Origin of the sequence: Glutamicibacter sp. M10, assembly GCF_025452055.1 — a bacterium.
In the GTDB taxonomy this organism is placed as follows: domain Bacteria; phylum Actinomycetota; class Actinomycetes; order Actinomycetales; family Micrococcaceae; genus Glutamicibacter.
This window is the reverse complement of the sequence record NZ_CP104918.1, coordinates 29,534-50,149: the sequence shown is the minus strand read 5'-3', so window position 1 is coordinate 50,149 and position 20,616 is coordinate 29,534. Positions and strand designations below refer to the sequence as shown.

Genomic DNA, 20,616 nt, shown 5'->3' with positions numbered 1-20,616 from the left:
CAAGCAATTGTCACAATCCGGGCACAGTTTTCCCACGCCGTACAAAAGTGGGTGCAAAATCAACTAACTGTGAAAAGATAACTCTATGGTTTTGGCACGTTTAATCCTTGGGCTCCTATGCTTGTCGCCGATGACTGGTTATGAGCTCAAAAAGCACTTTGACTCCTCTATTAACCACTTCTGGAATGCAGATAAGGCGCAGATTTATCGCACCTTGGCGCAGCTGGTTGATAAGGGCTACGCCACTGTGCGTACGGTGCCTCAAAGCAATTACCCTGACCGCCAAGAGCACCACATCACCGAAGCTGGTCGCGAAGTACTGACCCTGTGGCTTTCGGACGGTCCGGTTGAATCCCCAGAACGCGACCCTTTTATGGGGCAGGTATTTTTCGCTGCGGAGCTCGAGCGCGAAGACATCGAAAAGTTGCTTGTAAAACGTCGTGAAGCAACCCAATTCATTCTCGACGATTACCTCTCCCAGCGCGAGGGGATCGACATGCGAGCTGCTGCTGACCGACGAAGCTTCCTCATGGCCGCAACCCTCGATAATGCAATCCGACAACAAGCCGCGCAGCTGGAATGGCTCGACGCGGTATTGGAGTACTTGCCATGACTTCTGCCAAAGATTCTGCATCAAAGCCTGCGCAGGGCGCTTTGCGTGATGCCACGGATTATCCTGAGGTCCACCCTGGACGTGCCGGGCAAAACCAACGCCATCCGCAGACCATCGTCTTCCTTCATGGTGGCAACGTGGGTAACTGGAGCTGGGATCCGCAGGTCTTGGCCTTTGGCGACTTTAATGTCCTCACCCTGCACCTTCCAGCCTTCGGTGCGCGGTTTGAAGAGACCTGGGAAGGCCTGGAATCAGCGGCTGATGACGTGGCCGCGCTGATTGCTGACGAGGTTTCAGAAGGTGGAGTGCACCTGGTCGGAATTTCGCTCGGTGGAGTGATCGCCTTGCATGTAGCTGCGCGGCACCCGGAGCTGGTGGACTCGGTACTGATCACCGGTACGCCGGTGACCGGTGCAAGTACCGCGGCACGTACCTTCCACCGGATGCAGCTGAAGCTGATCGGCAGTGAATGGTACTGGCGCTTCCAAGCCGGCGCCTATGGCATGGTGGATGACGAGCGCGAGCTTTTTGCCGAGCATGGTGTGAAACTCAAAGCTGAAAATATGCGTGCCATCATGAATGACTTGGATCCCGGGGACTGCCTAAAAACCTCGGAGCTTACCGGGGTCCAGTCTTGGCGCTAGTCGGTTCCAAGGAGCCAAAATTGGTGCAGAAATCCTTTATTGCCTTGCGTGAAGAGCTTCCACAAGCCATCACTCGGGTGGTACCGGGAATGCATCACCAGTGGAACATTGAGAATCCCATCCTGTTCAATTCGGTACTGCGCCGTTGGATCACCGATGGGGGACTGCACCAGATTCTGCTGGACCCGCAGGCCACCAAGCCGGCAAGGAACACCAAATCAACACCAGCGGAACAGGCCGCTGAAGTGCCGGTGAATCAGAGCCAAGAAACCGGAGAATCGACGCCGCCACTTCAAGAGGACGGACAGAAGAAACTTGGCAGGTTCACCGGGAAAAGCAATCCTCGAAAGCTGGACTCGAAGAAGTTCGATCTTAAGAAGAAGGGACCGCAACGGGGCGATACGCCGGAAGATGCTGCGGATACCGGAAAATAGAAACAAAAGTGCTGCAGGTGAATTCGCTGGATTCACCTGCAGCACCGCTCTGCAACTCACAGGCTAGGCGGCGAGCCATACATCCGGGCCGAAGACTTCATAGTGGATACGTTCGGCGGGGATGCCAGCTTCAAGCGCCTGGTTGCGCACTGCGTTCATGAATGGCAACGGGCCGCACAGGTAGACCTGGGCATTCTCGGTCAGTGCGCCAGTGAGGTTCATGTAGCCGGACTGGGCGTTTAGGTCCTCTGGCAATTCGCCACGTTCGAACCAGGTGCTGATGGTGGCTTCTGGTAGCTTGCCGATGGATTCGAGCATCTGCTCACGCAATGGCCAGGCGGTGACTTCCTGGTCGGCATGCAACACGGTGATCTTGCGGGTGGAGCCACGTGCAGCCAATATCTGCAATGCGGCTGCGCTCGGGGTACATCCAATCCCAGCGGTGGCGATCACCAATGGCGAGCCTTCGTTATCGATGACCAGGTCGCCATACGGATTTGATAGCTCGACCACGTCGCCGAGCTTCAGGTCATTGTGGATCACAGGGGAGAACTCGCCGTTCATATCCAACTTGACGGTGACGGTGCGACGATTGGTCCGCTCGATGTCGTTGCTCAAAGTGTACTGGCGAACCTGGCGGAGACCGTCGGCCATTGGCATGCGGACCGAAACGAACTGGCCAGGTTTGGCGGTGGTGGCTGGGGTTTCGTCAGCTGGCTCGAAGCTGAAGCAGACCGAATCAACGCCGGTTTTGGTGCGCTCGACAAGCTTCCACGGGGTGTAGATCTCGGCGTTGGCCTGCTGTGCGTACAAGCCATTCTCGATCTTGATCAGCGCGTGGGCCATCAGCCAGTAGACCTCGGTCCAGGCATCGGCGATCTCCTGAGTCAGCGCATCGCCCAGGTCTTCGGCAATGGCGTCAAAGAGATGCTTGTAGACGATGGGGTACTGATCCTCGGTGACACCGAGGGAAGCGTGTTTGTGGGCTACGCGGGCGAGCATGGTTTCCGGGGTGGTGCCCGGGTGCTTGACCAAGTACGTTGCGAAGACTGCGATGGATCCGGCCAGTGCCTGCTGCTGGGTACCGTTCTTCTGGTTCGAGCGGGAGAAGATTCCGTCGAGCAATTCCGGGTGCGCGGCGAACAAGCGGTTGTAGAAGTTCGGGGTAATGCTTGAAATGCGCTCTGCGATGATGGGCAGCGTGGCTTCAATGACCGGGAAGGACTTGGTGGACAGCATCGGGTCTCCTTGGGAGTTGTCGATAACTTGTATTTGAAATACAAGATTTATGATCCATTTCTACGCCTAGTAGAAAAGGATTGCAAATTCACCAGCTGGAATACGTAACATCAGTGGGCGATGCTACACCCGGGTCGAAGGGGAATCAGGAAAGATTGCGCACCGTCGGGAAGGGAAGCGCCTTGATCGGCATCGCGGATGATGTCGGGCAGATGTCCTGAATGGTCACTGGATCCAGCGAAGCGTAGAAAACTTCACGAGCCTGCCGGAAGACGGCCCGCAAACGGCAGTCGCCCGAGAGCGGACAATTGGTTTGGGCGTCATGATCGGAGCAATCCACAATATCGGTGCGCTTGTCCAATTTGCGCAACAGCCCGCCGAGGGAAAAGCTCAGCGCTTGGCTGCTCAATGTCGCGCCACCGTTGCGGCCGCGAGCGACCTGCAGAATTCCCAGCGTGCGCAGTTCCAGGACGGCCTTGGCAACGTGGTTGTAGGGAACCCCTACGGAATCGGCAATCTCACGGCTGGTCAATTGCCCGGTGCCCGGCGTTGCCAAAACCATAATGGTTCGCAAGCACACGTCGGTAAAGGCACTGAGTTTCATAATTCATACTTTACGTGGGAAAAGCATTTCGGGGTCAGCATAGTCACTATGCTGACCCCGAAATCACCAAGTGAGATCTACTGCGCGTTGGCCCAGATGGCCTCGGCCGATTCGGCAGCAGGCTCATCGAAAATCCACTCGCCACCTGGCTCAGCTGGCATCGTGTATGGCTGAACGATAGCGAGGGCAGCGCCCACGCGGTGCTCGGCAACGATGTGGATGGCGTCGCGGTCGTTTTCCTGAAGTAGAACATCAGAAGCGATAGCGATGGCATCAAAGTGGGTGCCCTGCTGGTTCAAAACCTCAACCAGTTCAGCAGCCATGGCTTCGGTATCGATGTCAGCATCCGGATCTTCTGGATCATCCGTTGGTGGTACTGCGATCAGACGTAGCTCTGGCTCGCTTTCATCGTCTTTTGGTTCCAGCGCGATCGCGAAGGGAAGGAAAACGCCCTGCTCTTCGAGCTGCTCGCGAGCCACGCCTAGCGCGGTGCCCAAGACTTTATTCAGTGCGTCCTTGACGCCCTCATCCAATGATTCGAGATTCATGTCTTCCCCTTGCTAGTTAGTGACGTTCTCTCCGCGCACGATCGCCAAGACGGTATCGCGGAGGGGCTCAATGATTTCTGCGGTGCGGCCTTCACCGTTAAAACGTAGGAACGGCTCGGTGTTGGACGGGCGAAGGTTGATCCACCAGCTGCCGTCCTTTGCCGAAATGGTAGTGCCATCCATGGTCATCACATCAACAGGTCCCCCGTCAAAGTGGGCCAGAACTCGAGCGGTAGCGCCTTGTTTGTCTTCTACCTCGGAGTTGATTTCTCCGGTAGCAACGTAGGGTTCGTATTCGGCGCCGAGTTCCGACAGTGGCAGATCCTGCTCACCGAGGGCTGCCAAAACGTGCATGGCTGCCAGCATGCCGGTGTCAGCGTTGTAGAAGTCGCGGAAGTAGTAGTGCGCCGAGTGCTCGCCACCAAATACCGCGCCCTGACTTGCCATCTCAGCTTTGATGAAGGAGTGGCCCACACGGGTCATCACCGGGGTGCCACCGGACTTGGTGACAAATTCAGGCACTGCTTTGGAGGTGATCAGGTTGTGGATGATCACGGGGTTCTCTTCGCCAGCTGCCTGAACGCGAGCGATTTCGCGAACAGCAACCAAGGCGGTGATTGCCGAAGGGGACAGCGGAAGGCCGCGCTCGTCGATAACAAAGCAACGGTCCGCGTCGCCGTCGAAGGCTAGGCCCATGTCGGCGCCGTGCTCGAGCACCGCAGCCTGAAGGTCCTTGAGGTTTTCTGGTTCCAGTGGGTTGGCTGGGTGATTAGGGAAGGTGCCATCCAGCTCAAAGTACAAGGGAACGATATTAAGCGGTAGTGCTGAAAGTACGGTGTCGCCAAGTACTGCAGGGGTGGTCATGCCGCCCATGCCGTTGCCTGCATCCACCACGATCTTCAGCGGGCGGATGGATGAGATATCAACCAGTTCACGTAGGTATGCCGCGTAATCAGCCAAGACGTCGCGTTCGGTGATGCTTCCCTGCGGGGTATCGCCGGAAACCGGCAGTCCCTCGTTCAGGTACTGCTGTGCCACGTCGCGGATATCAAACAGGCCCGTGGCCGAAGAGATCGGACGAGCACCAGAAGTGGACATCTTGATGCCGTTGTACTGGGCCGGGTTGTGGCTGGCGGTAAACACCACGCCAGCAGCATCAAGCTTGCCCGAAGCGAAGTACAGCTCGTCGGTGGAGATCAAGCCGAGCATGATGACATTAGCGCCACGGTAGGTAGCACCACGGGCGAACGCCTGGGCAAATTCTGCAGAGGATGGGCGCATGTCGCCACCCACCAATACGTCCTTGCCCGACAGGGACAAGACATCAACAAAGGCCGCGCCAATAGCTTCGATTGCTTCGGCGTTCAGGCTTTCGCCGACTACGCCGCGGACGTCGTAGGCCTTAAAGCTCTGATTAAGATCAATTTCTTCACTCACATCATTCAGCCTACCGGTTTGACTGATTCAAATCAGCGAGAATGGGGCGATTGTGGATGGGAAATGCCTAACACTTCCGCTAAATCGGGCTCTGGATGCTGTCCAAAACGTTGTTAGTGCACAAATCGCCACGTCTGGATCCTAATTCAGGGGAGGAAACTGAAATACTGAAGTCATGGATGGCTCAATGCAAGTGGATCTGAAAACCCTGGCTCTGCAGAAACTGCGCGCTCTGGTGCAAAACCCCGAGGCACAATTCCACGACGGCCAGTATGAAGCAATCGAAGCTTTGGTGGCCGAACGTCGTCGTGCCCTGGTTGTACAGCGCACCGGTTGGGGAAAGTCAGCGGTCTACTTCATCGCATCACTCCTTTTGCGTGAGCAGGGTTATGGGCCCACCTTGATCGTGTCTCCATTGCTGGCTCTCATGCGTGATCAGGTGGCCGCGGCCGAGCGTGCAGGGGTACGGGCCGCCGCCATCAACTCAGCCAACGTGCTCGAATGGCGCGAGATTCTTGAAAAGCTGCAACGCAACGAACTTGATGTGCTGCTGGTGTCGCCAGAACGCCTGAATAATCCATCATTCCGCGAGCAACAGCTACCAATGCTGATGCAACGACTAGGTCTGCTGGTTATTGACGAAGCCCACTGCATCTCAGACTGGGGCCATGATTTCCGTCCCGACTATCGGCGTATCCGAGACTTGATTGCCAAGTTGCCTAAGGGCCTTCCTGTTCTTGCCACCACCGCAACTGCCAACAGTCGCGTCGTAGAAGATGTGGCTGAACAACTGGCCGGCGGGACCGAGCAAGTTTTCACCTTGCGTGGCACCCTTGCGCGAGATTCACTTCGACTTGGCGTACTGAGATTGCCTTCTCCACGGATGCAATTGGCCTGGTTGCTCAGCCATATCAATGATTTTAACGGCTCAGGCATCATCTACACGCTGACCGTTTCTGCAGCCGAAGATATTGCTCGCTTGTTGCGCGAAGCTGGTCATGAAGTCGCGGCCTATACCGGGCGCACCGACCTAGAGGAACGCGAACGGCTAGAACAAGCACTAAAAAACAATGTGGTTAAGGCGCTGATCGCAACTAGCGCCCTTGGTATGGGCTTTGACAAGCCAGACCTCGGATTTGTGCTGCACATTGGCGCACCCAGCTCTCCGGTGGCCTACTACCAGCAGGTGGGTCGTGCCGGTCGTGGCAGTGTGAATGCGGATGTTCTATTGCTTCCTGGCCCAGATGACTCGGAGATCTGGGAGTACTTTGCGACCAGTTCCATGCCGGACCAAGTCCGTGCCACCCAAGTACTAGAAGCGCTAGCAGGCACCGACGGGGCGATGAGCGTGCCGGCGTTGGAAAGCGCAGTGAATCTGCGCCGTTCTCCTCTGGAGCTGTTGCTCAAGGTACTAGCAGTTGATGGCGCGGTGGAACGTGTTGCAGGCGGATGGATGCGCACCGACATGCCGTGGAGCTACGACGCGGAACGATACAAGCGTGTGGCCCAGAGCCGGGTGCACGAACAAACGCTGATGGTCACCTACGAAAATACTCGTGGGTGCCGCATGCAATTCTTGACCGAAGCCTTGGATGATCCGCGTTCGGTACCATGTGGACGCTGCGATAACTGTGCCGGTGTCTGGTTTGACGATCATATTCCTGAAGACTCTAAGGACAGCGCCCAAGCGGCGCTGGGCCGCGTGGGAATCCCGATTGAACCACGTAAGCTCTACCCATCGGGTTTGGACCGCTTGGGATACACGCTCAAGGGAAAAATTCCGGTTGATGAGCAGATCTCCAATGGACGGGCATTGGCTCGTCTTACCGACCTCGGGTGGGGCAATCGACTGCGTCAACTATTTGCCGACCCCACCGATAATCCCATTGATAAGCCAATGGTGGATGCCTGCATCAAGGTACTAGCCGAATGGAATTGGGAAGAACGGCCCGTTGGTGTGGTTGCCATGCCGTCAAATAAGCGGCCACAACTCATTACCTCGTTGGCTCAGAGCCTGGCCGAGGTTGGCCGGTTGCGCTATCTAGGTCAGCTTGAGTACCGCGGCTCCGGCCCACAAAATGGCTCCGGAGGTAACTCGGCATTCCGCGTTGCTGCGGTGGCAGATGCCTTTGAACTTCCAGCTGCGTTGGAACAATTGGTTTCGGGTGCGCCGGGTCCGGTTTTGCTCGTGGATGATCTTGTTGATTCGCGCTGGTCGATCGCTATGGCTGGGCGGGCTTTACGAATTGCTGGCGCGCCGGGTGTCCTGCCTTTCACTTTGGGCGTAGCCGGGTAATTGCACAGTTAAAAGAAGTAGTCTGGAGGTATGGAAATTATCATCTGGCTCGTTGTCATCATCGCAGTGATTGCCTTGGGTTACTTCGGTCTGCAGGCATTACGGAAGAAAAACTCTGCGCAGGTTGCGCAAGCTATCTCCCGTGAAGTGGCTGAAGCTGCCAACGCGAAACTAGATGATTCTGCCCGCAATTCCGTCTACCGCAATCTTGCTAAAGGCGACGTGATGGGGGCCGTGCAAAACTATCGCGCGGCTACCGGTGAATCGGTGAAAGACTGCGTCATCGCGGTTCGCAGCCTCGATAAATACCCTCAGGTTGCCCCGGCTAAGGAGCTACCATCGGACGACGCTGAAATTCAGGCCTTGAGCGACAAGCTGGAAGCTCAGGTTGAACGGGAAGACCGAGAAGCTGCTAGCGGTAATGAGCAAGAGGCCACACTAGGTTCGGACGCTGATACCTGGATTGTACCTAGCGAGTGGAGTGAACAGTTCGGTTCCGAAAACGAGCCAAGTGCGACTCACTTCAAAATGGCCTTCGAACTTGACGGCGAAAGCCGTGAATTCTCCAGCGAACAGCTTCCGCCCAATGAGTATGATCAGCTCTTCTCCATGCTCCGCGATTCAAACTTTGAAGAAGCGGCAAAGATTTTGCACGGCTACACCGGTTTGCCAGTTGATGACTTGGAGCGGATGATAGCGACCTCGCCAATGTCCGGTGCCAGTGCCAACGGCAATGTTGCTGATTTCAAATTCGAAGGACAGGGCCCAGACGGTCCCGTTCACTTTGACGCGGCGGAACTGCCTGAAGCTGACCGTGAAGCCTTATTTGAAGCCATTGCCGATACGGACCTTGATCGCATGTCAGAAATTATCGTCCGTCATACCTCGCTACCTAAGGATATTGTGCAGAACATGCTGCAGACCTTCGTGAAGCGCAATGACTGATTTAGGCACTGGCGGCCGAAGCCGTTAACCCTCAAAGGACGCCTCTGAGCATGATGCTCGGAGGCGTCCTTTTTGGTATCAAGTAATTGTTGGTGCAGGCGGGTATCGCGATGCCCTGCAGAAACAAAAAACCCCTACCTAAGTAGGGGTTTTATGGCGGACACGGGGGATTTGAACCCCCGGTCGAGTTTTAGCCCGACCCTTCATTAGCAGTGAAGTCCATTCGGCCGCTCTGGCACGTGTCCATCCGCTGTTTCCAGCAGAATCTAGCCTACCTGAAGATAGGCGAGTGTTCCAAAACGAGAGAGCTAATGCACTTTTCGCCACAGGAATTCGTAACTTGTGGCAAGCATTTTCGCCGTTGATTCATTGTCCGTCGAACCTGCATGGCCACCGCCTTCAGGCTCGTGATACCGCACATTTTTGATGCCTAGGTCCATCATCTTGGCGGCCATGATGCGCGCCTGCGAGGGGCCGACCCGGTCATCAGAAGTTGTGGTCCAAATCAAAGTCGCTGGATAGTCATCAACCGGATGTGGTTGGTCACTGAGTCGATGCACCGGGGAGAAAGTACGTAAGAACTCCCAATCCTCGGGTTTCTCTGGATCGCCATATTCAGCGATCCATGAATGACCCGCTGCCAGCTGTGTGTAACGCTTCATATCCAAAAGCGGTACACCGCAAGAAATAGCACCAAATAGTTGCGGGTAGCCAGCAATCATGTTGCCCATCAGCAATCCGCCATTGGAGCGTCCTGTGGCCGATAGATGCTCGCGGCTGGTTACGCCACGTGTCACTAGGTCCTCTGCGATGGCCGCAAAATCTTCATAGGCACGGTGACGCTTTTCCCGAAGAGCCGCACGGTGCCACGTTGGACCGTATTCGCCGCCTCCTCGAATATTGGTCATTACGTAGATCGCACGGCGGTCGGTTTCATTCGTGCGCGAAAGCCAACCTACGCCCATAGCTGCGGCATAACCCGGAGTCATACTGTGTTGGAATCCACCGTAGCCATCCATGAGCACAGGATTTTTCCCGTCAAGAACCAAATTTTCCGGTGCTACCTGGAAATATGGAACCTTTGTCCCGTCCGCCGACGTTGCGAAGTGCTGTGTGACTTCCAGACCTGTTGCATCAAAACGATCAGGCGATCTTTTCACTACGGTGCCGTGGGAGCCCACAGTCCCACGCAACAAGGTGGTGGGAGTGATGAACCCGGTGATGGTCATCCAGTAGTCATCTGCGGCGGTCTCATCTTCGTCATCAACGGCTCCAACGGAAATATTGAGCATCGGGTCCGCTAGGGGCATCAGCGTTTCATTGAAATTCTCTGTCAGGCTGATGACTCGAACCTGCGACGCAACATCTTGCAACACAGTAAGCAAAAGGTAATTCGCGGTGAAGCTCAGTCCTTCAAGGGCATTGCTCCCGTCAGGGACGAATAGCACCTTGTCGATGGTTCCGTCTTCAAGAAATGTCTCTAGCCGGGCAATGGCCAACGAACCTGCAACCAAGATCTGGCCTTGGTGCTCCCAATCGGTCTGCGGCGCGAACAGAACCCACTGGCGGTGCAAGCTCACCTGAACATCATCGGGAACCTGAATTACGTGGTGTGCGCCCTCTAGGATGAAACCGGTGCGCGAACGGTAGAAGTCGATGGCGTCGGTGGTGATCACACGCTCAAAACCGGGTGTGGAATCGAAGTAGCCGAACGCCGCAACATGGTCCTTTTTGACCTCGAAAATCACCGGGGCGTCTTCAATTCTTACACCTCGGCCCACCCGGCGCAGGGTGCTGGCATAAGTGGAGCGGGTAGTGAATTGCTCACTGCCCGCAGAGCCAACAAGCAAGGTATCCCGGTCAATCCAGGAAGCATGAGTTTTGGCCACGGGAAAATCAAACCCGTCTTCAACAAAAGACTTGCTGCTCAAATCGAATTCTCGAATGCGTACCTGGTCGCCGCCGTCGGGGCTCAGACGCAGTAGCGCGCGCTCATAAGGTTCCGCGCCCTGGGGACGCAGCAATGAGGAACCGGCAAAGTGCCATTCCTGTCCTTCGCTGATCGCCAAGGCGTCAAGATCCAACAAGATTTCCCACTGTGGTTCGTCGCTGAGGTAAGACTGCCAAGTGGTGCGGCGCCACAAGCCCAAGCGGTGTTCTGAAGCGCGCCAAAAGTTGTAATAGTACTCGCCACGCTTGCTCACCATGGGAATGCGGTCCTGAGCGTCGAGCACCGTTTTGATCTGCTGAACCTGCTGATCGAATGAAGTGTCATAGAGTTCAGATTCAGTTCGCGCCGTCTGCTCACGCACCCAACTCAGCGCGGTCTCGTCGTGGATTGCCTCAAGCCAAGAATATGGATCGGTACCGGTTACATCAGAAACTTGGTCAGTCATGGGCATAGTCTATGCGTTAGGGCTCGTGAGCTGGCCTAAAGGTAATAACCTATAGGGGTGAGCACCAAAATGCAGAACCTCAAGAATGAGTACACCCTGGCTGTCGTCGGGGCCGGTCCGCGCGGTACTAGCGTCGTGGAAAGGTTTGCTGACCTGTCCTCGAAGCTAGCGCCCAAAGACGGCAATCTCAAGATCGTGGTTTTGGATCCCTTCCGTCCCGGCTCAGGGCACGTCTGGAATCCGCACCAGTCCGAGAACTTCTGGATGAACACCCCAGCTTCGTTCCCTACGGTGGCTCCAGAACGTACCTCAGTCGAGCCTGGGTTGAGCTTTCAACAGTTTGTGGAACTGCACGGTGATGGACGGAAACTCACCGAAGAGCATGCCAAGAGCATCAAGAACATAGATGCCGGCACTTACCCGTCACGAGCCATCTACGGCGAGTACCTCGAACACGTTTTTGACAGCAGTTGTGCTGCCCTTCAAGCGCACGAGTCGTTCAGCGTAGAACATGTGGCAGCTGAAGTTTTGGCTGTGAGGCCAGAAGGTAGCGGATATCAGCTGGAGTTCCAAAGAACTGCTGGTAGTTCTGAAGTGCAGATGATGGCGGTTGACGCAGTTGTCCTTGCTTTGGGGCACCAAAGTGCTGACCTGAATCCATGGCAGAAGCAGCTGCAAGAAGCAGCAACTACATCCGGGGCTGTATACCTTGGTCCTAATGTTCCTGCCGATATGGACTTTGATCAATTTGCCCCCGGTCAGCCTGCGCTGATCCGCGGATTGGGGTTAAATTTCTTTGACACCATGGCAGAGCTAACGCTGGGGCGCGGTGGGCTTTTCCGTGAGGTTTCCACTGATCCAGGTCACCGGTTGGAATACGTCGCCGCGGGAAGAGAACCAGAACTAATTGTTGCTTCCAGACGTGGCACTCCGTACTGGGGTAAGCCAGTAGTTGATCAGTTCATCCCAGAAGAAATCGAGCTACGGTTCTTTGACGTGCCGGACTTGATCGGTCATCTGGCCGAGCTGAGGTCCACCAATCCGCAGGCCACTTTGGAGTTCTCCCGTCATATCTGGCCCAACCTGCATCGAGATGTGCTCTTTGCCTACTATCAACAGAGCGCCCAAAGTTGTGGAGTCCCTGAGGGTTTCTCGGCCGAAGGATTTATTGAACAAGTAGATAACATCTTGTCTGCCGAACACCGAGAAGGTAGCCAAGTATGGCTGGGAGAATTGCGGAAGTTCATTGCGCAATTCCCCGAAATTCAGTGGTTGGACGTCCCGAAGCTCGCAAAGCCTTTTGAAGAGATCGGGTTTGCCTCCAACGAGGAGTACCAGAAGGCTGTACAAGACTATCTAGTTGACAACGCACAGCACAGCGCCGGAGGACTGGACGATCCATTGTCGTGCGCGATCATGACGATGAATGCGGGACGAATGCTGGTCAAGGAACTGATCGTCAACGGCGTAGTTGATGAGCAGTCCAGAATTGAAGAAATCCAAGCTCACTTTGAACCGTTGGTGGAGGGCTGGCCTCCGGCCCACCGCTAGAACGTATTGAACAGTTACTGGCACTCTCACGCGCTGGGGTCGTGACCTTTGTTGGCCCGGAACCTGAATTCACCTTTGATGAGGTTTCTGGCCAATTCACCGCGTCATCACCTTGGGTTGATGCTGAAGTGCATACTGCCCGAACTATGTGCGAAGCGATGATGCCAAGCAACAGAGTGTTACAAAACAACACCCCCTGATCAAACAATTGCTTAGCGATCATGTGGGACGTGTGCACACGTGGCGTAACTCAGAAGGTGAAACCCTTCCGGGGTCCGGCTTTGATGTAGTCGGCGAACCGTACCGTCTGGTCAACTCCGAAGGCCTCGCCCACCGCGGTATTTTTGTGCTGGGCCTGCAATTGTCCTCAGCTCAGTGGGGGACAGCGATTGCTGCTCAAGCAGGAGACCTGAACAATCCCGCAGCTAGAACGCTGAAAGATGCCACCCATGTGGCCAACGAAGTAGCGCGTCTGGCAGGATTCTTAGTAGGCGAAGGCTTGCCGACAGAACGAATTTAAACAGTGAGGCGGGCTGATCCTAAGATCAGCCCGCCTCACTCAATACGCGGATGGTATGGGATTTGAACCCATGAGACGGGGTTACCGCCTACTGGTTTTCAAGACCAGCTCCTTCGGCCGCTCGGACAACCATCCAACCCGAAAAAGTATACGGCATGAACCCCCGATGAAAGGAATTGAGATCCGTGAGTGAATCGATGAAGGCTTATATCTACAACGGTGGTGGCGGACCAGAGGTTATCGAACTCACCGAAAGGTCGATTCCAAAGGTAGGCGCAGGTGAGGTGCTGATCAAGGTTGAAGCATTCGGCCTGAACCGTGCCGACGTGCAACAGCGCAAGGGCGTCTACCCGCCACCTGCCGGGGCTAGTGACATCCCTGGTCTGGAGGTCTCCGGGACGATCGTGGAACTCGGAGAGGGCGTCATCGGCTGGAGCACAGGAACGCGCGTGGCGGCTTTGTTAGCAGGTGGGGGCTACGCCCAGTACGTCAACGTGCCCGCCGAGCTGCTCATCAATATCCCAGAGAATCTTTCGAGCACCGATGCAGCGGCGCTACCCGAGGTTGCCGCAACGGTAGTTTCTAACCTCTTCATCGAGGGCGGTCTAGCTGAAGGCCAAACCTTGCTGATCCACGGCGGGGCCGGCGGCATTGGTTCCATGGCCATCCAGCTGGCCAAAGCGGCCGGCGCCCGAGTCTTTGTTACCGCATCCTCAGCAGAAAAGCTGGAGTACTGCGCACAGCTTGGAGCGGATGAGGGAATCAATTACCGCGAAGAAGATTTTGAACAGCGGGTCAAAGAACTGACCGACGGGGCAGGTGTGGACCTGATTCTTGACGTTATCGGCGCCAAGTACCTAGAGAGTAATATCAAGGCGCTCGCCGTTGGAGGCAGAGTAGTCGTGATCGGACTTCAGGGTGGTACCAAGGCTGAACTGAATCTGGGGATGATGCTGGCTAAGCGCGCACGGGTGATCGCCACGACGCTTCGCGCTCGACCGCTGGATGAAAAGACTCAGATCATTAAGCAGACCGTCGCACGGGTACTGCCGTTGGTCGAAGCGGACAAACTGTCTATCAACGTCTCCAAGACCTTCGAGTTCTCCGATCTGACCAGTGCACATGAGTATTTCGACTCGGGTGAGCACACCGGAAAAATCGTCGTTAAGGTTTAGCCGAAACTTCCTCAGGCGCGTAAAGTGACACAGTAGCCATAACGGTGTGACCGGTCTGATAAAGGGCAGTCACGCACATCACTTGCTAAGTCTTGAGGAGGATGCTCGCATTGAGTGCCCAAAATACCTTGCCCCCAGCAGGCGTTGATCCCGAAGTTGCCCAACACGAAGAAAAACGTTGGACTCCTTTGCGGATCGCCGTCTGGATCGCTATCGCACTGGTCGGTGGCATCGCCTGGTCAATCCTCGCGTTTTCGCGCGGGGAAACCATCAACGCAATCTGGTTTGTTTTTGCAGCCGTTGCTACCTATTTGATCGCTTACCGTTTTTATTCGAAATTCATCGAGCGCAAGATTACAAAGCCTGATGACTTCCGTGCGACCCCCGCGGAGACCGTAAACAACGGTCGTGACTTTGTGCCAACCGACCGCCGAGTGCTCTTTGGTCACCACTTTGCGGCTATCGCTGGTGCTGGACCACTGGTCGGCCCGATCTTGGCAGCCCAAATGGGCTACCTGCCAGGCACCATCTGGATCATTGTTGGTGTGGTGCTCGCCGGTGCGGTGCAGGACTACCTGGTGATGTTCTTCTCGATGCGTCGCGGTGGACGTTCGCTGGGTCAGATGGCCCGCGAAGAGCTTGGACTAGTTGGTGGCACGGCGGCCTTGATTGCCACCTTGACCATCATGATCATCATTACCGCCATCTTGGCGCTGGTTGTGGTTAATGCACTAGGCGAATCGGCATGGGGCGTTTACTCTGTGGGCCTGACCATCCCGATTGCCTTGTTCATGGGTGTTTACCTGCGCTTCATCCGCCCGGGCAAGGTTTTGGAAATCTCCGTCATCGGCTTTGCGCTGTTGATGTTCGCAATCGTCTCCGGTCGCTGGATTGCTGAATCGCCGTGGGGTGCTGAATTCTTCCACTTGGATCGCACCACCATTGCTTGGGCCATCATCATCTACGGTATTATCGCCGCAGTGCTGCCCGTATGGTTGCTGTTGGCTCCACGCGACTACCTCTCCACCTTCATGAAAATCGGTGTGATTGGTCTGCTGGCTCTGGCCATCATCATTGTTCGCCCTGAAATCTCCGTTCCAGCATTTTCCGAGTACGCCGGACGCGCCGACGGACCGGTGGTTAGCGGACACATCTTCCCATTCCTGTTTGTCACCATCGCCTGTGGTGCTTTGTCTGGCTTCCACGCGTTGATCGCCTCGGGAACCACCCCGAAGCTCGTCGAGAAGGAGAAGCAGACCCGCTTCTTGGGCTACGGTGGCATGCTCATGGAATCCATGGTTGCCATCATGGCTCTGGTCGCTGCGATCTCGATTGACCGTGGTGTGTACTTCGCGATGAACTCGTCGGTGGCTGCCACCGGTGGGACCGTGGAAACCGCGGTAGCTTTTGTGAACTCGCTGGGGCTATCCGGCGTCAACCTGCAGCCCAATACGCTGACCGAACTGGCCACCAACGTCGGTGAAACCAACGTGGTTTCGCGTACCGGTGGCGCTCCAACCTTGGCAGTGGGCATTGCGCACATCATGCATCAGTGGTTCGGCGGCACCGCGATGATGGGCTTCTGGTATCACTTCGCAATCATGTTTGAAGCACTGTTCATCCTCACCGCGGTGGATGCTGGTACCCGTGTAGCGCGCTTCATGCTGCAGGACACCATCGGTAACTTCTTCCCTAAGTTCAAGAACACCTCATGGCGTCCCGGGGTGTGGATCTGCACGCTAATCATGGTGGCCGGCTGGGGATACATCCTTATCCTCGGCGTGACCGATCCGCTGGGCGGCATCAATACCTTCTTCCCACTGTTCGGTATCGCTAACCAGCTCCTAGCCGCCATTGCCTTGGCAGTGGTTATGGCGATCATCGCCAAGCAGAACAACTTTAAGTACCTATGGGTGGTTACTGTTCCGTTGGTCTTCACCGTCGCAGTCACCTTCGTTGCGAGCTGGCAGAAGATCTTCTCGACCAACACCAAGGTGGGCTACTTCGCGAACCACAACGCCTACAAAGAGGCGCTGGCCAACGGCGAAACCTCGCTGGGAACGGCCAAGACTGTTGAAGCCATGGAAGCAGTGGTACGCAACACCGGAGTTCAGGGATGGCTTTCGGTATTGTTCTTGCTGCTCACTGCGATTGTGATCGTTTCTGCGATTCTTACCACCATCAAGGCAAAGCGCAACGGAGGCGGAAACAATACCGAAGATCGCGCTGTGCCATCGAAGATGTACGCACCAGCTGGTCTGATTTCTTCACCTGCTGAGAAGGAACTGGAGAAGGCTTGGAAGCAAGTTCCGGCCGAAGCTCAAATTCAGCGCGGCGGACACTAGTCGTGGCCTCGTTATTGGAGCGATTGGGACAGGCCAAAAGATTTGTTGATGGGGTTCTTGGTGCCGATAAGTATCAGCACTACCTGGAGCACCACCAACGTAATCATCCTGATCAGCAACCAATGAACGAGCGTGAGTTCTGGAAGGACTACACCGACTGGCAAGAAAAAACCCTGAAGGGCGTTGCTGCTAGGTGCACTGCGTGTCGGCCTCGATCTATCTGCATTGGCGGATGGATCGAGGCCGGTTTCGTTTTATGTCGTTTTCACAAGCTTGCTGGTGCTCCGCTCCCGGTAGGCTAGAAGCGTTGATCTTTGTTCATCTCTGGTAGAGAAGTGTCATGGCGTTCTTTTCACGACTTCGCGCGCAGCGCGCAGCCACTCGCGAACTTGGCGAGGGCGTCTGGCGTCGCGCCCACGACCGGTTCCAGCGTTCATTGGATCGGGTCTTCCAAGTGATCGAGGGAATTGCAGATGACCAGGTGTATAACCAGCTGGTGAAAGAGGCCAATGAGATGGCCGACCTGTTGCCAACGGTTCGTCAGATCTGTTCTACCGCTCAGCGAATCACGCCGAGCGACGACGAGCAGATCCCGCAAGCCACCGCAGGCGTTCACCGCAGTCTCACCAAGTCGGCCAACGATTTGGCCACCACCGCACAGGTCATTGCGATGATGAGAATGCAGGCCGAAGCCGGAGGGCAAATTGATATCAACTCGGTGCAACACCGTGCACGGTTGGTTAAGGAAGATGTCAGCCGAGCGGCCCAAATGTTCGCTAATAATGAATAATTGAGAATTACCGATCAGTTCAGCGGTGATCCTAGAATTTGGGTCGATTCGTGAACTAAGTTGGTTTCATGACCCAATCAATACCATCAAGTAAGTTCCTCGACGGAAACACCATCGATCAGCTGGGCTTCGGCGTTTGGCAGGTTGCAGACGAGGAAGCAGAAGTTGCTGTCGGCAAGGCGCTGAAAGCTGGATACCGTCACATCGACACCGCGAAGATCTACGGAAACGAAGCCGGCGTAGGCCGTGCCGTTGCCGCTAGCTCAATTGCTCGTGAAGAACTTTTCATCACCACCAAGGTCTGGAACGCAGATCAGGGATATGACAAGACCATCGCTGCAGCAGACGCATCGCTGGAACGTCTTGGCTTGGAATATGTAGACCTGTACCTGATTCACTGGTTGCAGCCCAAGCGTGGCACCTACGTGGATACTTGGAAGGCACTGATCCAGCTTCAGAAGGACGGCAAGGCCAAGTCCATTGGTGTTTGCAACTTCACCAAGGAAGCACTTGAAGAGCTGTACACCGAAACCGGTGTTCGCCCAGTGATCAACCAGGTTGAAACCCACCCATACTTCCCGCAGGCAGAACTTCGCGCCTACGAAGCAGAGCATGGCATCCTGCACCAGGCGTGGTCCCCGCTGGGCCAGGGCGGAGACCTGCTCAAGGAACCACTGCTTGCCGAGATCGCTAAAAAGCACGAAGCAACGGTGGCGCAGGTAGTCATCGCTTGGCACTTGGCATTGGGTAACGTGGTGATCCCTAAGTCGGTGACTGACTCACGCATCGTGGAGAACTTCGAATCTTTGAACGTGAAGCTTGACGCTGAAGATATCGAAGCAATTGCTACCTTGGACCGAGGTGCAGAAGGTCGTATTGCAGCCGATCCAGCAACCGCTGACTTCGAGTAAAGCTCAGTCCTAAGTAACTATGTGGTCCTTGGCTTCATCTGAAGCCAAGGACCACATTTACACCATCGCTCAAACCAGCGCTCATGAGGAGAAAACACCATGCATAAGCTCATCGTTCTATATCCCGAGCCGGTAGATCGCGCCGCGTTCATCGAGTACTACGAGTCGACTCACCTGCCACTAGCTACGAAGCTTCCGGAGTTGCGTTCATGGCGTTACACAACGAATGTTTCGCCAGATGCCAAGGGAAACCCTGCCCCGTACTTCGCTGTTTTTGAGGCCGAGTTTAACGATGTAGATGACTTCCGAGCAGCTATGAGTTCTCCTGAAGGTCAGGCTGTTGCCGCAGACGTTCCCAACTACGCAACCGGTGGAGCGATTACGCTCGACTACACTGTTTCTGGCGGTAGCAACGTCTGAGATTGACGTCTTTTAGAAAGCGAAAAACCCGGAATCGTGCACCGCACGATTCCGGGTTTTTCGTCACATGAGCCCCCTGCCGGATTTGAACCGGCGACCTGCTCTTTACGAGGGAGCTGCTCTACCCCTGAGCTAAGGAGGCCTGTACCTGCAAACAGGCACCACGTCACTTTATCCGAGGAATTGTCTGATCGTCAAAACGAGAATGACACGAACATGCCCAATCAGCACTGAGAATTTGCTGCTGGACCCTTCCCCTCGATGAGGTAGCCATCAACGGCGTCAGTAATGCAGTCGTTGGACCGACCGTAGGCGGTGTGACCATGACCTTCGTAGGTCAACAACGTAGCATTATCTAGCTGCTTGGCCAACGACTGCGACCACTTATACGGGGTTGCCGGGTCTCCGGTGGTACCAACGACCAGAATCTCATTTGAACCCGGAGCATTCAGCTCTTCAGCATGTCCCGAGGCCTTGTGATCCCACACGTCGCATGCGATTTCACCGTAAGAAAGGTACTTGCCAAGCGTGGGGGCCACGCGCATCAGCTCGGTGGCTTCCTCGCTCATGGCATCGCTATTGGCGTTCATCGGACGGTCCAAGCAATTGATGGCGGTAAAAGCGTCTGAAGAATTTGACGAGTAAGTTCCGTCGATTTGGCGGTCAGCAGCTATATCGGCGAAGCCCAGAATGCTATCAACGTTGCCGTCATTAACAGCCGAAGCCATCGCCTCGGTCAGGTATGGCCAATTTGAATTGTCATAGAGCGGCAAGATGAAACCGTTAACAAAGTCGATGATTGGAACGGTGCGGCCATCGCTGGAGACCATAGGCTGGTTTTCCACCTGAGCGAAGAACTGCTGTAGTTGAACCTTCGCCTCGGCGACGCTTCCACTGAACGGGCAATCCTCCGACTCAACACACTGGGCAAGCCATGCGTCGATCTCGTTTTCAAATCCAACAGCTTGTGCCTTGGTCAGATCAGATGCCTGGCTGGTTGGGTCCATGGCGCCGTCGAGCACAAAGCGTCCAACCTTCTTAGGGAAGAGATCCGCATAGGTTGAGCCCAAGAACGTCCCGTAGGAGAACCCTAGGTAGTCCAGCTGCTTATCACCCAGTGCTGCTCGGATGACGTCCATGTCTTTAGCCGCCGAAACGGTGTCAACATGTCCCAAGAGATCGCCGGTGTTGGCCGTGCAGTCCGCCGCGTAGTCATCGGTTTCTTCGATGATTTGGGTTTGATCCTCGGGCAACCAAGCACGCAAGTTCTCTTGGCGGCCCTGATCAATTTCGGCATCGGTTTGGCAGGTCACCGGGGAGCTCTTACCCACACCACGTGGATCAAATCCGATGATGTTGTAAGCGGCCTGCAGATCCTCACTGAACATGGACTGGACCGAGGATTCGACCATGTCCAGGCCCGAGCCACCAGGGCCACCTGGGTTAATCAGTAAATTCGCCGAGGCGTTTTCTGCGGCGCGACGGTTCAACGAAAGCTCGATGCTCTCACCCGAGGGGTCGGAGTAATCCAGTGGAACTTTGAGCGTTGCACATTCAAGTACATCTCCGCAGTCTTTCCAGTCGAGCTCCTGGGAGTAGTAGGTTTCCAGCCCCTTGGGGCCGCTGCGCTACTTGCGCTCGGTGCTGCGTTGGTTCCATCGGCTTCTGGAACGGATGATCCGGCTGAGCAGCTGGTTAGACCGATCAGGGCGAGAACGGACCCCACGGCTGCTAACTGCATTTTGAGC

Annotated in this window: 20 protein-coding genes and 3 tRNA genes; 14 read left to right on the top strand and 9 right to left on the bottom strand. The window is 55.5% G+C overall.

Annotated elements, in window-relative coordinates; all coding sequences use genetic code 11:
• Positions 1 to 85 precede the first annotated feature (85 nt).
• Genes N6V40_RS00250 through N6V40_RS00240 form a run of 3 tightly spaced genes read left to right on the top strand, consistent with a single transcriptional unit; the run spans position 86 to position 1,691 of the window.
• Complete coding sequence (locus N6V40_RS00250) at positions 86 to 613, top strand: PadR family transcriptional regulator (protein ID WP_131090415.1); 528 nt, start codon at positions 86 to 88, stop codon at positions 611 to 613.
• Entirely contained in the window at positions 610 to 1,257 is a 648-nt protein-coding gene (locus N6V40_RS00245) for an alpha/beta fold hydrolase (protein ID WP_262198464.1), read from the top strand. The genes N6V40_RS00250 and N6V40_RS00245 overlap by 4 nt, the downstream gene beginning before the upstream one ends.
• A gap of 20 nt (positions 1,258 to 1,277) precedes the next feature.
• Entirely contained in the window at positions 1,278 to 1,691 is a 414-nt protein-coding gene (locus tag N6V40_RS00240; protein ID WP_262198462.1) for an alpha/beta fold hydrolase, read from the top strand.
• A 63-nt stretch (positions 1,692 to 1,754) separates the two neighbouring features.
• On the opposite strand, the gene N6V40_RS00235 is transcribed toward N6V40_RS00240, so the two are convergent.
• From N6V40_RS00235 to N6V40_RS00220, 4 genes are all read right to left on the bottom strand, one after another.
• On the bottom strand, positions 1,755 to 2,930 hold the full coding sequence (locus tag N6V40_RS00235) for a globin domain-containing protein (RefSeq protein WP_131090413.1): 1,176 nt from the start codon (positions 2,928 to 2,930) through the stop codon (positions 1,755 to 1,757).
• Between the two features lie 145 nt (positions 2,931 to 3,075).
• The gene (locus tag N6V40_RS00230) at positions 3,076 to 3,534 is read right to left on the bottom strand and encodes an RrF2 family transcriptional regulator (protein ID WP_262198459.1); all 459 of its coding nucleotides are present in this window, start codon (positions 3,532 to 3,534) and stop codon (positions 3,076 to 3,078) included.
• A 77-nt stretch (positions 3,535 to 3,611) separates the two neighbouring features.
• Positions 3,612 to 4,082 (bottom strand): hypothetical protein, encoded by a 471-nt coding sequence (locus N6V40_RS00225; protein ID WP_131090411.1) that lies wholly within the window; start codon positions 4,080 to 4,082, stop codon positions 3,612 to 3,614.
• A gap of 12 nt (positions 4,083 to 4,094) precedes the next feature.
• Complete coding sequence (locus N6V40_RS00220; RefSeq protein WP_262198457.1) at positions 4,095 to 5,519, bottom strand: phosphomannomutase/phosphoglucomutase; 1,425 nt, start codon at positions 5,517 to 5,519, stop codon at positions 4,095 to 4,097.
• Positions 5,520 to 5,694: 175 nt separating this feature from the next.
• Here N6V40_RS00220 and N6V40_RS00215 point away from each other — a divergent pair, with 175 nt between their 5' ends.
• The 3 genes from N6V40_RS00215 to N6V40_RS17535 all read left to right on the top strand — a co-directional run bounded on the left by N6V40_RS00215 (position 5,695) and on the right by N6V40_RS17535 (position 8,760).
• The gene (locus N6V40_RS00215; RefSeq protein WP_131090409.1) at positions 5,695 to 7,815 is read left to right on the top strand and encodes a RecQ family ATP-dependent DNA helicase; all 2,121 of its coding nucleotides are present in this window, start codon (positions 5,695 to 5,697) and stop codon (positions 7,813 to 7,815) included.
• Between the two features lie 481 nt (positions 7,816 to 8,296).
• Complete coding sequence (locus N6V40_RS17540) at positions 8,297 to 8,509, top strand: hypothetical protein (protein WP_396268107.1); 213 nt, start codon at positions 8,297 to 8,299, stop codon at positions 8,507 to 8,509.
• Positions 8,506 to 8,760, top strand: a complete 255-nt coding sequence (locus N6V40_RS17535; RefSeq protein WP_396268105.1) for a hypothetical protein — start codon at positions 8,506 to 8,508, stop codon at positions 8,758 to 8,760. The genes N6V40_RS17540 and N6V40_RS17535 overlap by 4 nt, the downstream gene beginning before the upstream one ends.
• Positions 8,761 to 8,914: 154 nt before the next feature.
• On the opposite strand, the gene N6V40_RS00205 is transcribed toward N6V40_RS17535, so the two are convergent.
• Together N6V40_RS00205 and N6V40_RS00200 are read right to left on the bottom strand one after the other, a co-directional pair.
• Positions 8,915 to 9,005: transfer RNA gene (locus N6V40_RS00205), tRNA-Ser, on the bottom strand.
• A 63-nt stretch (positions 9,006 to 9,068) separates the two neighbouring features.
• Positions 9,069 to 11,156, bottom strand: coding sequence for a prolyl oligopeptidase family serine peptidase (locus N6V40_RS00200; RefSeq protein ID WP_131090407.1), 2,088 nt, complete (start codon positions 11,154 to 11,156; stop codon positions 9,069 to 9,071).
• A 57-nt stretch (positions 11,157 to 11,213) separates the two neighbouring features.
• Between N6V40_RS00200 and N6V40_RS00195 the strand changes: the two genes are divergently transcribed.
• Positions 11,214 to 12,707 (top strand): FAD/NAD(P)-binding protein, encoded by a 1,494-nt coding sequence (locus N6V40_RS00195; RefSeq protein ID WP_262198453.1) that lies wholly within the window; start codon positions 11,214 to 11,216, stop codon positions 12,705 to 12,707.
• A 208-nt stretch (positions 12,708 to 12,915) separates the two neighbouring features.
• Positions 12,916 to 13,227, top strand: coding sequence for a hypothetical protein (locus N6V40_RS00190; protein ID WP_262198452.1), 312 nt, complete (start codon positions 12,916 to 12,918; stop codon positions 13,225 to 13,227).
• A gap of 47 nt (positions 13,228 to 13,274) precedes the next feature.
• Here the strand turns inward: N6V40_RS00190 and N6V40_RS00185 are convergent.
• Positions 13,275 to 13,362: transfer RNA gene (locus tag N6V40_RS00185), tRNA-Ser, on the bottom strand.
• A 62-nt stretch (positions 13,363 to 13,424) separates the two neighbouring features.
• Here N6V40_RS00185 and N6V40_RS00180 point away from each other — a divergent pair.
• From N6V40_RS00180 to N6V40_RS00155, 6 genes are all read left to right on the top strand, one after another.
• Entirely contained in the window at positions 13,425 to 14,402 is a 978-nt protein-coding gene (locus N6V40_RS00180; protein WP_131090676.1) for an NAD(P)H-quinone oxidoreductase, read from the top strand.
• Between the two features lie 101 nt (positions 14,403 to 14,503).
• Positions 14,504 to 16,747, top strand: coding sequence for a carbon starvation CstA family protein (locus N6V40_RS00175; protein ID WP_262198450.1), 2,244 nt, complete (start codon positions 14,504 to 14,506; stop codon positions 16,745 to 16,747).
• A gap of 2 nt (positions 16,748 to 16,749) precedes the next feature.
• A complete protein-coding gene (locus tag N6V40_RS17140) occupies positions 16,750 to 17,049 on the top strand; it encodes a YbdD/YjiX family protein (RefSeq protein ID WP_315973731.1) in 300 nt (99 codons plus the stop codon).
• 38 nt (positions 17,050 to 17,087) lie between these two features.
• On the top strand, positions 17,088 to 17,537 hold the full coding sequence (locus N6V40_RS00165; protein WP_131090403.1) for a hypothetical protein: 450 nt from the start codon (positions 17,088 to 17,090) through the stop codon (positions 17,535 to 17,537).
• 68 nt (positions 17,538 to 17,605) lie between these two features.
• Positions 17,606 to 18,448, top strand: a complete 843-nt coding sequence (locus tag N6V40_RS00160; protein WP_131090402.1) for an aldo/keto reductase — start codon at positions 17,606 to 17,608, stop codon at positions 18,446 to 18,448.
• Between the two features lie 99 nt (positions 18,449 to 18,547).
• Positions 18,548 to 18,868, top strand: coding sequence for an EthD family reductase (locus N6V40_RS00155; protein WP_131090401.1), 321 nt, complete (start codon positions 18,548 to 18,550; stop codon positions 18,866 to 18,868).
• Between the two features lie 70 nt (positions 18,869 to 18,938).
• Here N6V40_RS00155 and N6V40_RS00150 read toward each other — a convergent pair.
• Positions 18,939 to 19,010, bottom strand: a tRNA-Thr gene (locus N6V40_RS00150).
• 82 nt (positions 19,011 to 19,092) lie between these two features.
• Positions 19,093 to 20,358, bottom strand: coding sequence for an alpha/beta hydrolase (locus N6V40_RS00145; RefSeq protein WP_262198446.1), 1,266 nt, complete (start codon positions 20,356 to 20,358; stop codon positions 19,093 to 19,095).
• Between the last annotated feature and the right edge of the window lie 258 nt (positions 20,359 to 20,616).

Excerpts from the sequence above, each read along its gene's own strand:
- N6V40_RS00250 (WP_131090415.1), top strand. The coding sequence starts at position 86 with ATGGTTTTGGCACGTTTAATCCTTGGGCTCCTATGCTTGTCGCCGATG.
- N6V40_RS00245 (WP_262198464.1), top strand. The coding sequence starts at position 610 with ATGACTTCTGCCAAAGATTCTGCATCAAAGCCTGCGCAGGGCGCTTTG.
- N6V40_RS00235 (WP_131090413.1), bottom strand. The coding sequence starts at position 2,930 with ATGCTGTCCACCAAGTCCTTCCCGGTCATTGAAGCCACGCTGCCCATC.
- N6V40_RS00230 (WP_262198459.1), bottom strand. The coding sequence starts at position 3,534 with ATGAAACTCAGTGCCTTTACCGACGTGTGCTTGCGAACCATTATGGTT.
- N6V40_RS00225 (WP_131090411.1), bottom strand. The coding sequence starts at position 4,082 with ATGAATCTCGAATCATTGGATGAGGGCGTCAAGGACGCACTGAATAAA.
- N6V40_RS00215 (WP_131090409.1), top strand. The coding sequence starts at position 5,695 with ATGGATGGCTCAATGCAAGTGGATCTGAAAACCCTGGCTCTGCAGAAA.
- N6V40_RS17535 (WP_396268105.1), top strand. The coding sequence starts at position 8,506 with ATGATAGCGACCTCGCCAATGTCCGGTGCCAGTGCCAACGGCAATGTT.
- N6V40_RS00200 (WP_131090407.1), bottom strand. The coding sequence starts at position 11,156 with ATGACTGACCAAGTTTCTGATGTAACCGGTACCGATCCATATTCTTGG.
- N6V40_RS00180 (WP_131090676.1), top strand. The coding sequence starts at position 13,425 with ATGAAGGCTTATATCTACAACGGTGGTGGCGGACCAGAGGTTATCGAA.
- N6V40_RS00175 (WP_262198450.1), top strand. The coding sequence starts at position 14,504 with ATGCTCGCATTGAGTGCCCAAAATACCTTGCCCCCAGCAGGCGTTGAT.
- N6V40_RS00165 (WP_131090403.1), top strand. The coding sequence starts at position 17,088 with ATGGCGTTCTTTTCACGACTTCGCGCGCAGCGCGCAGCCACTCGCGAA.
- N6V40_RS00160 (WP_131090402.1), top strand. The coding sequence starts at position 17,606 with ATGACCCAATCAATACCATCAAGTAAGTTCCTCGACGGAAACACCATC.
- N6V40_RS00155 (WP_131090401.1), top strand. The coding sequence starts at position 18,548 with ATGCATAAGCTCATCGTTCTATATCCCGAGCCGGTAGATCGCGCCGCG.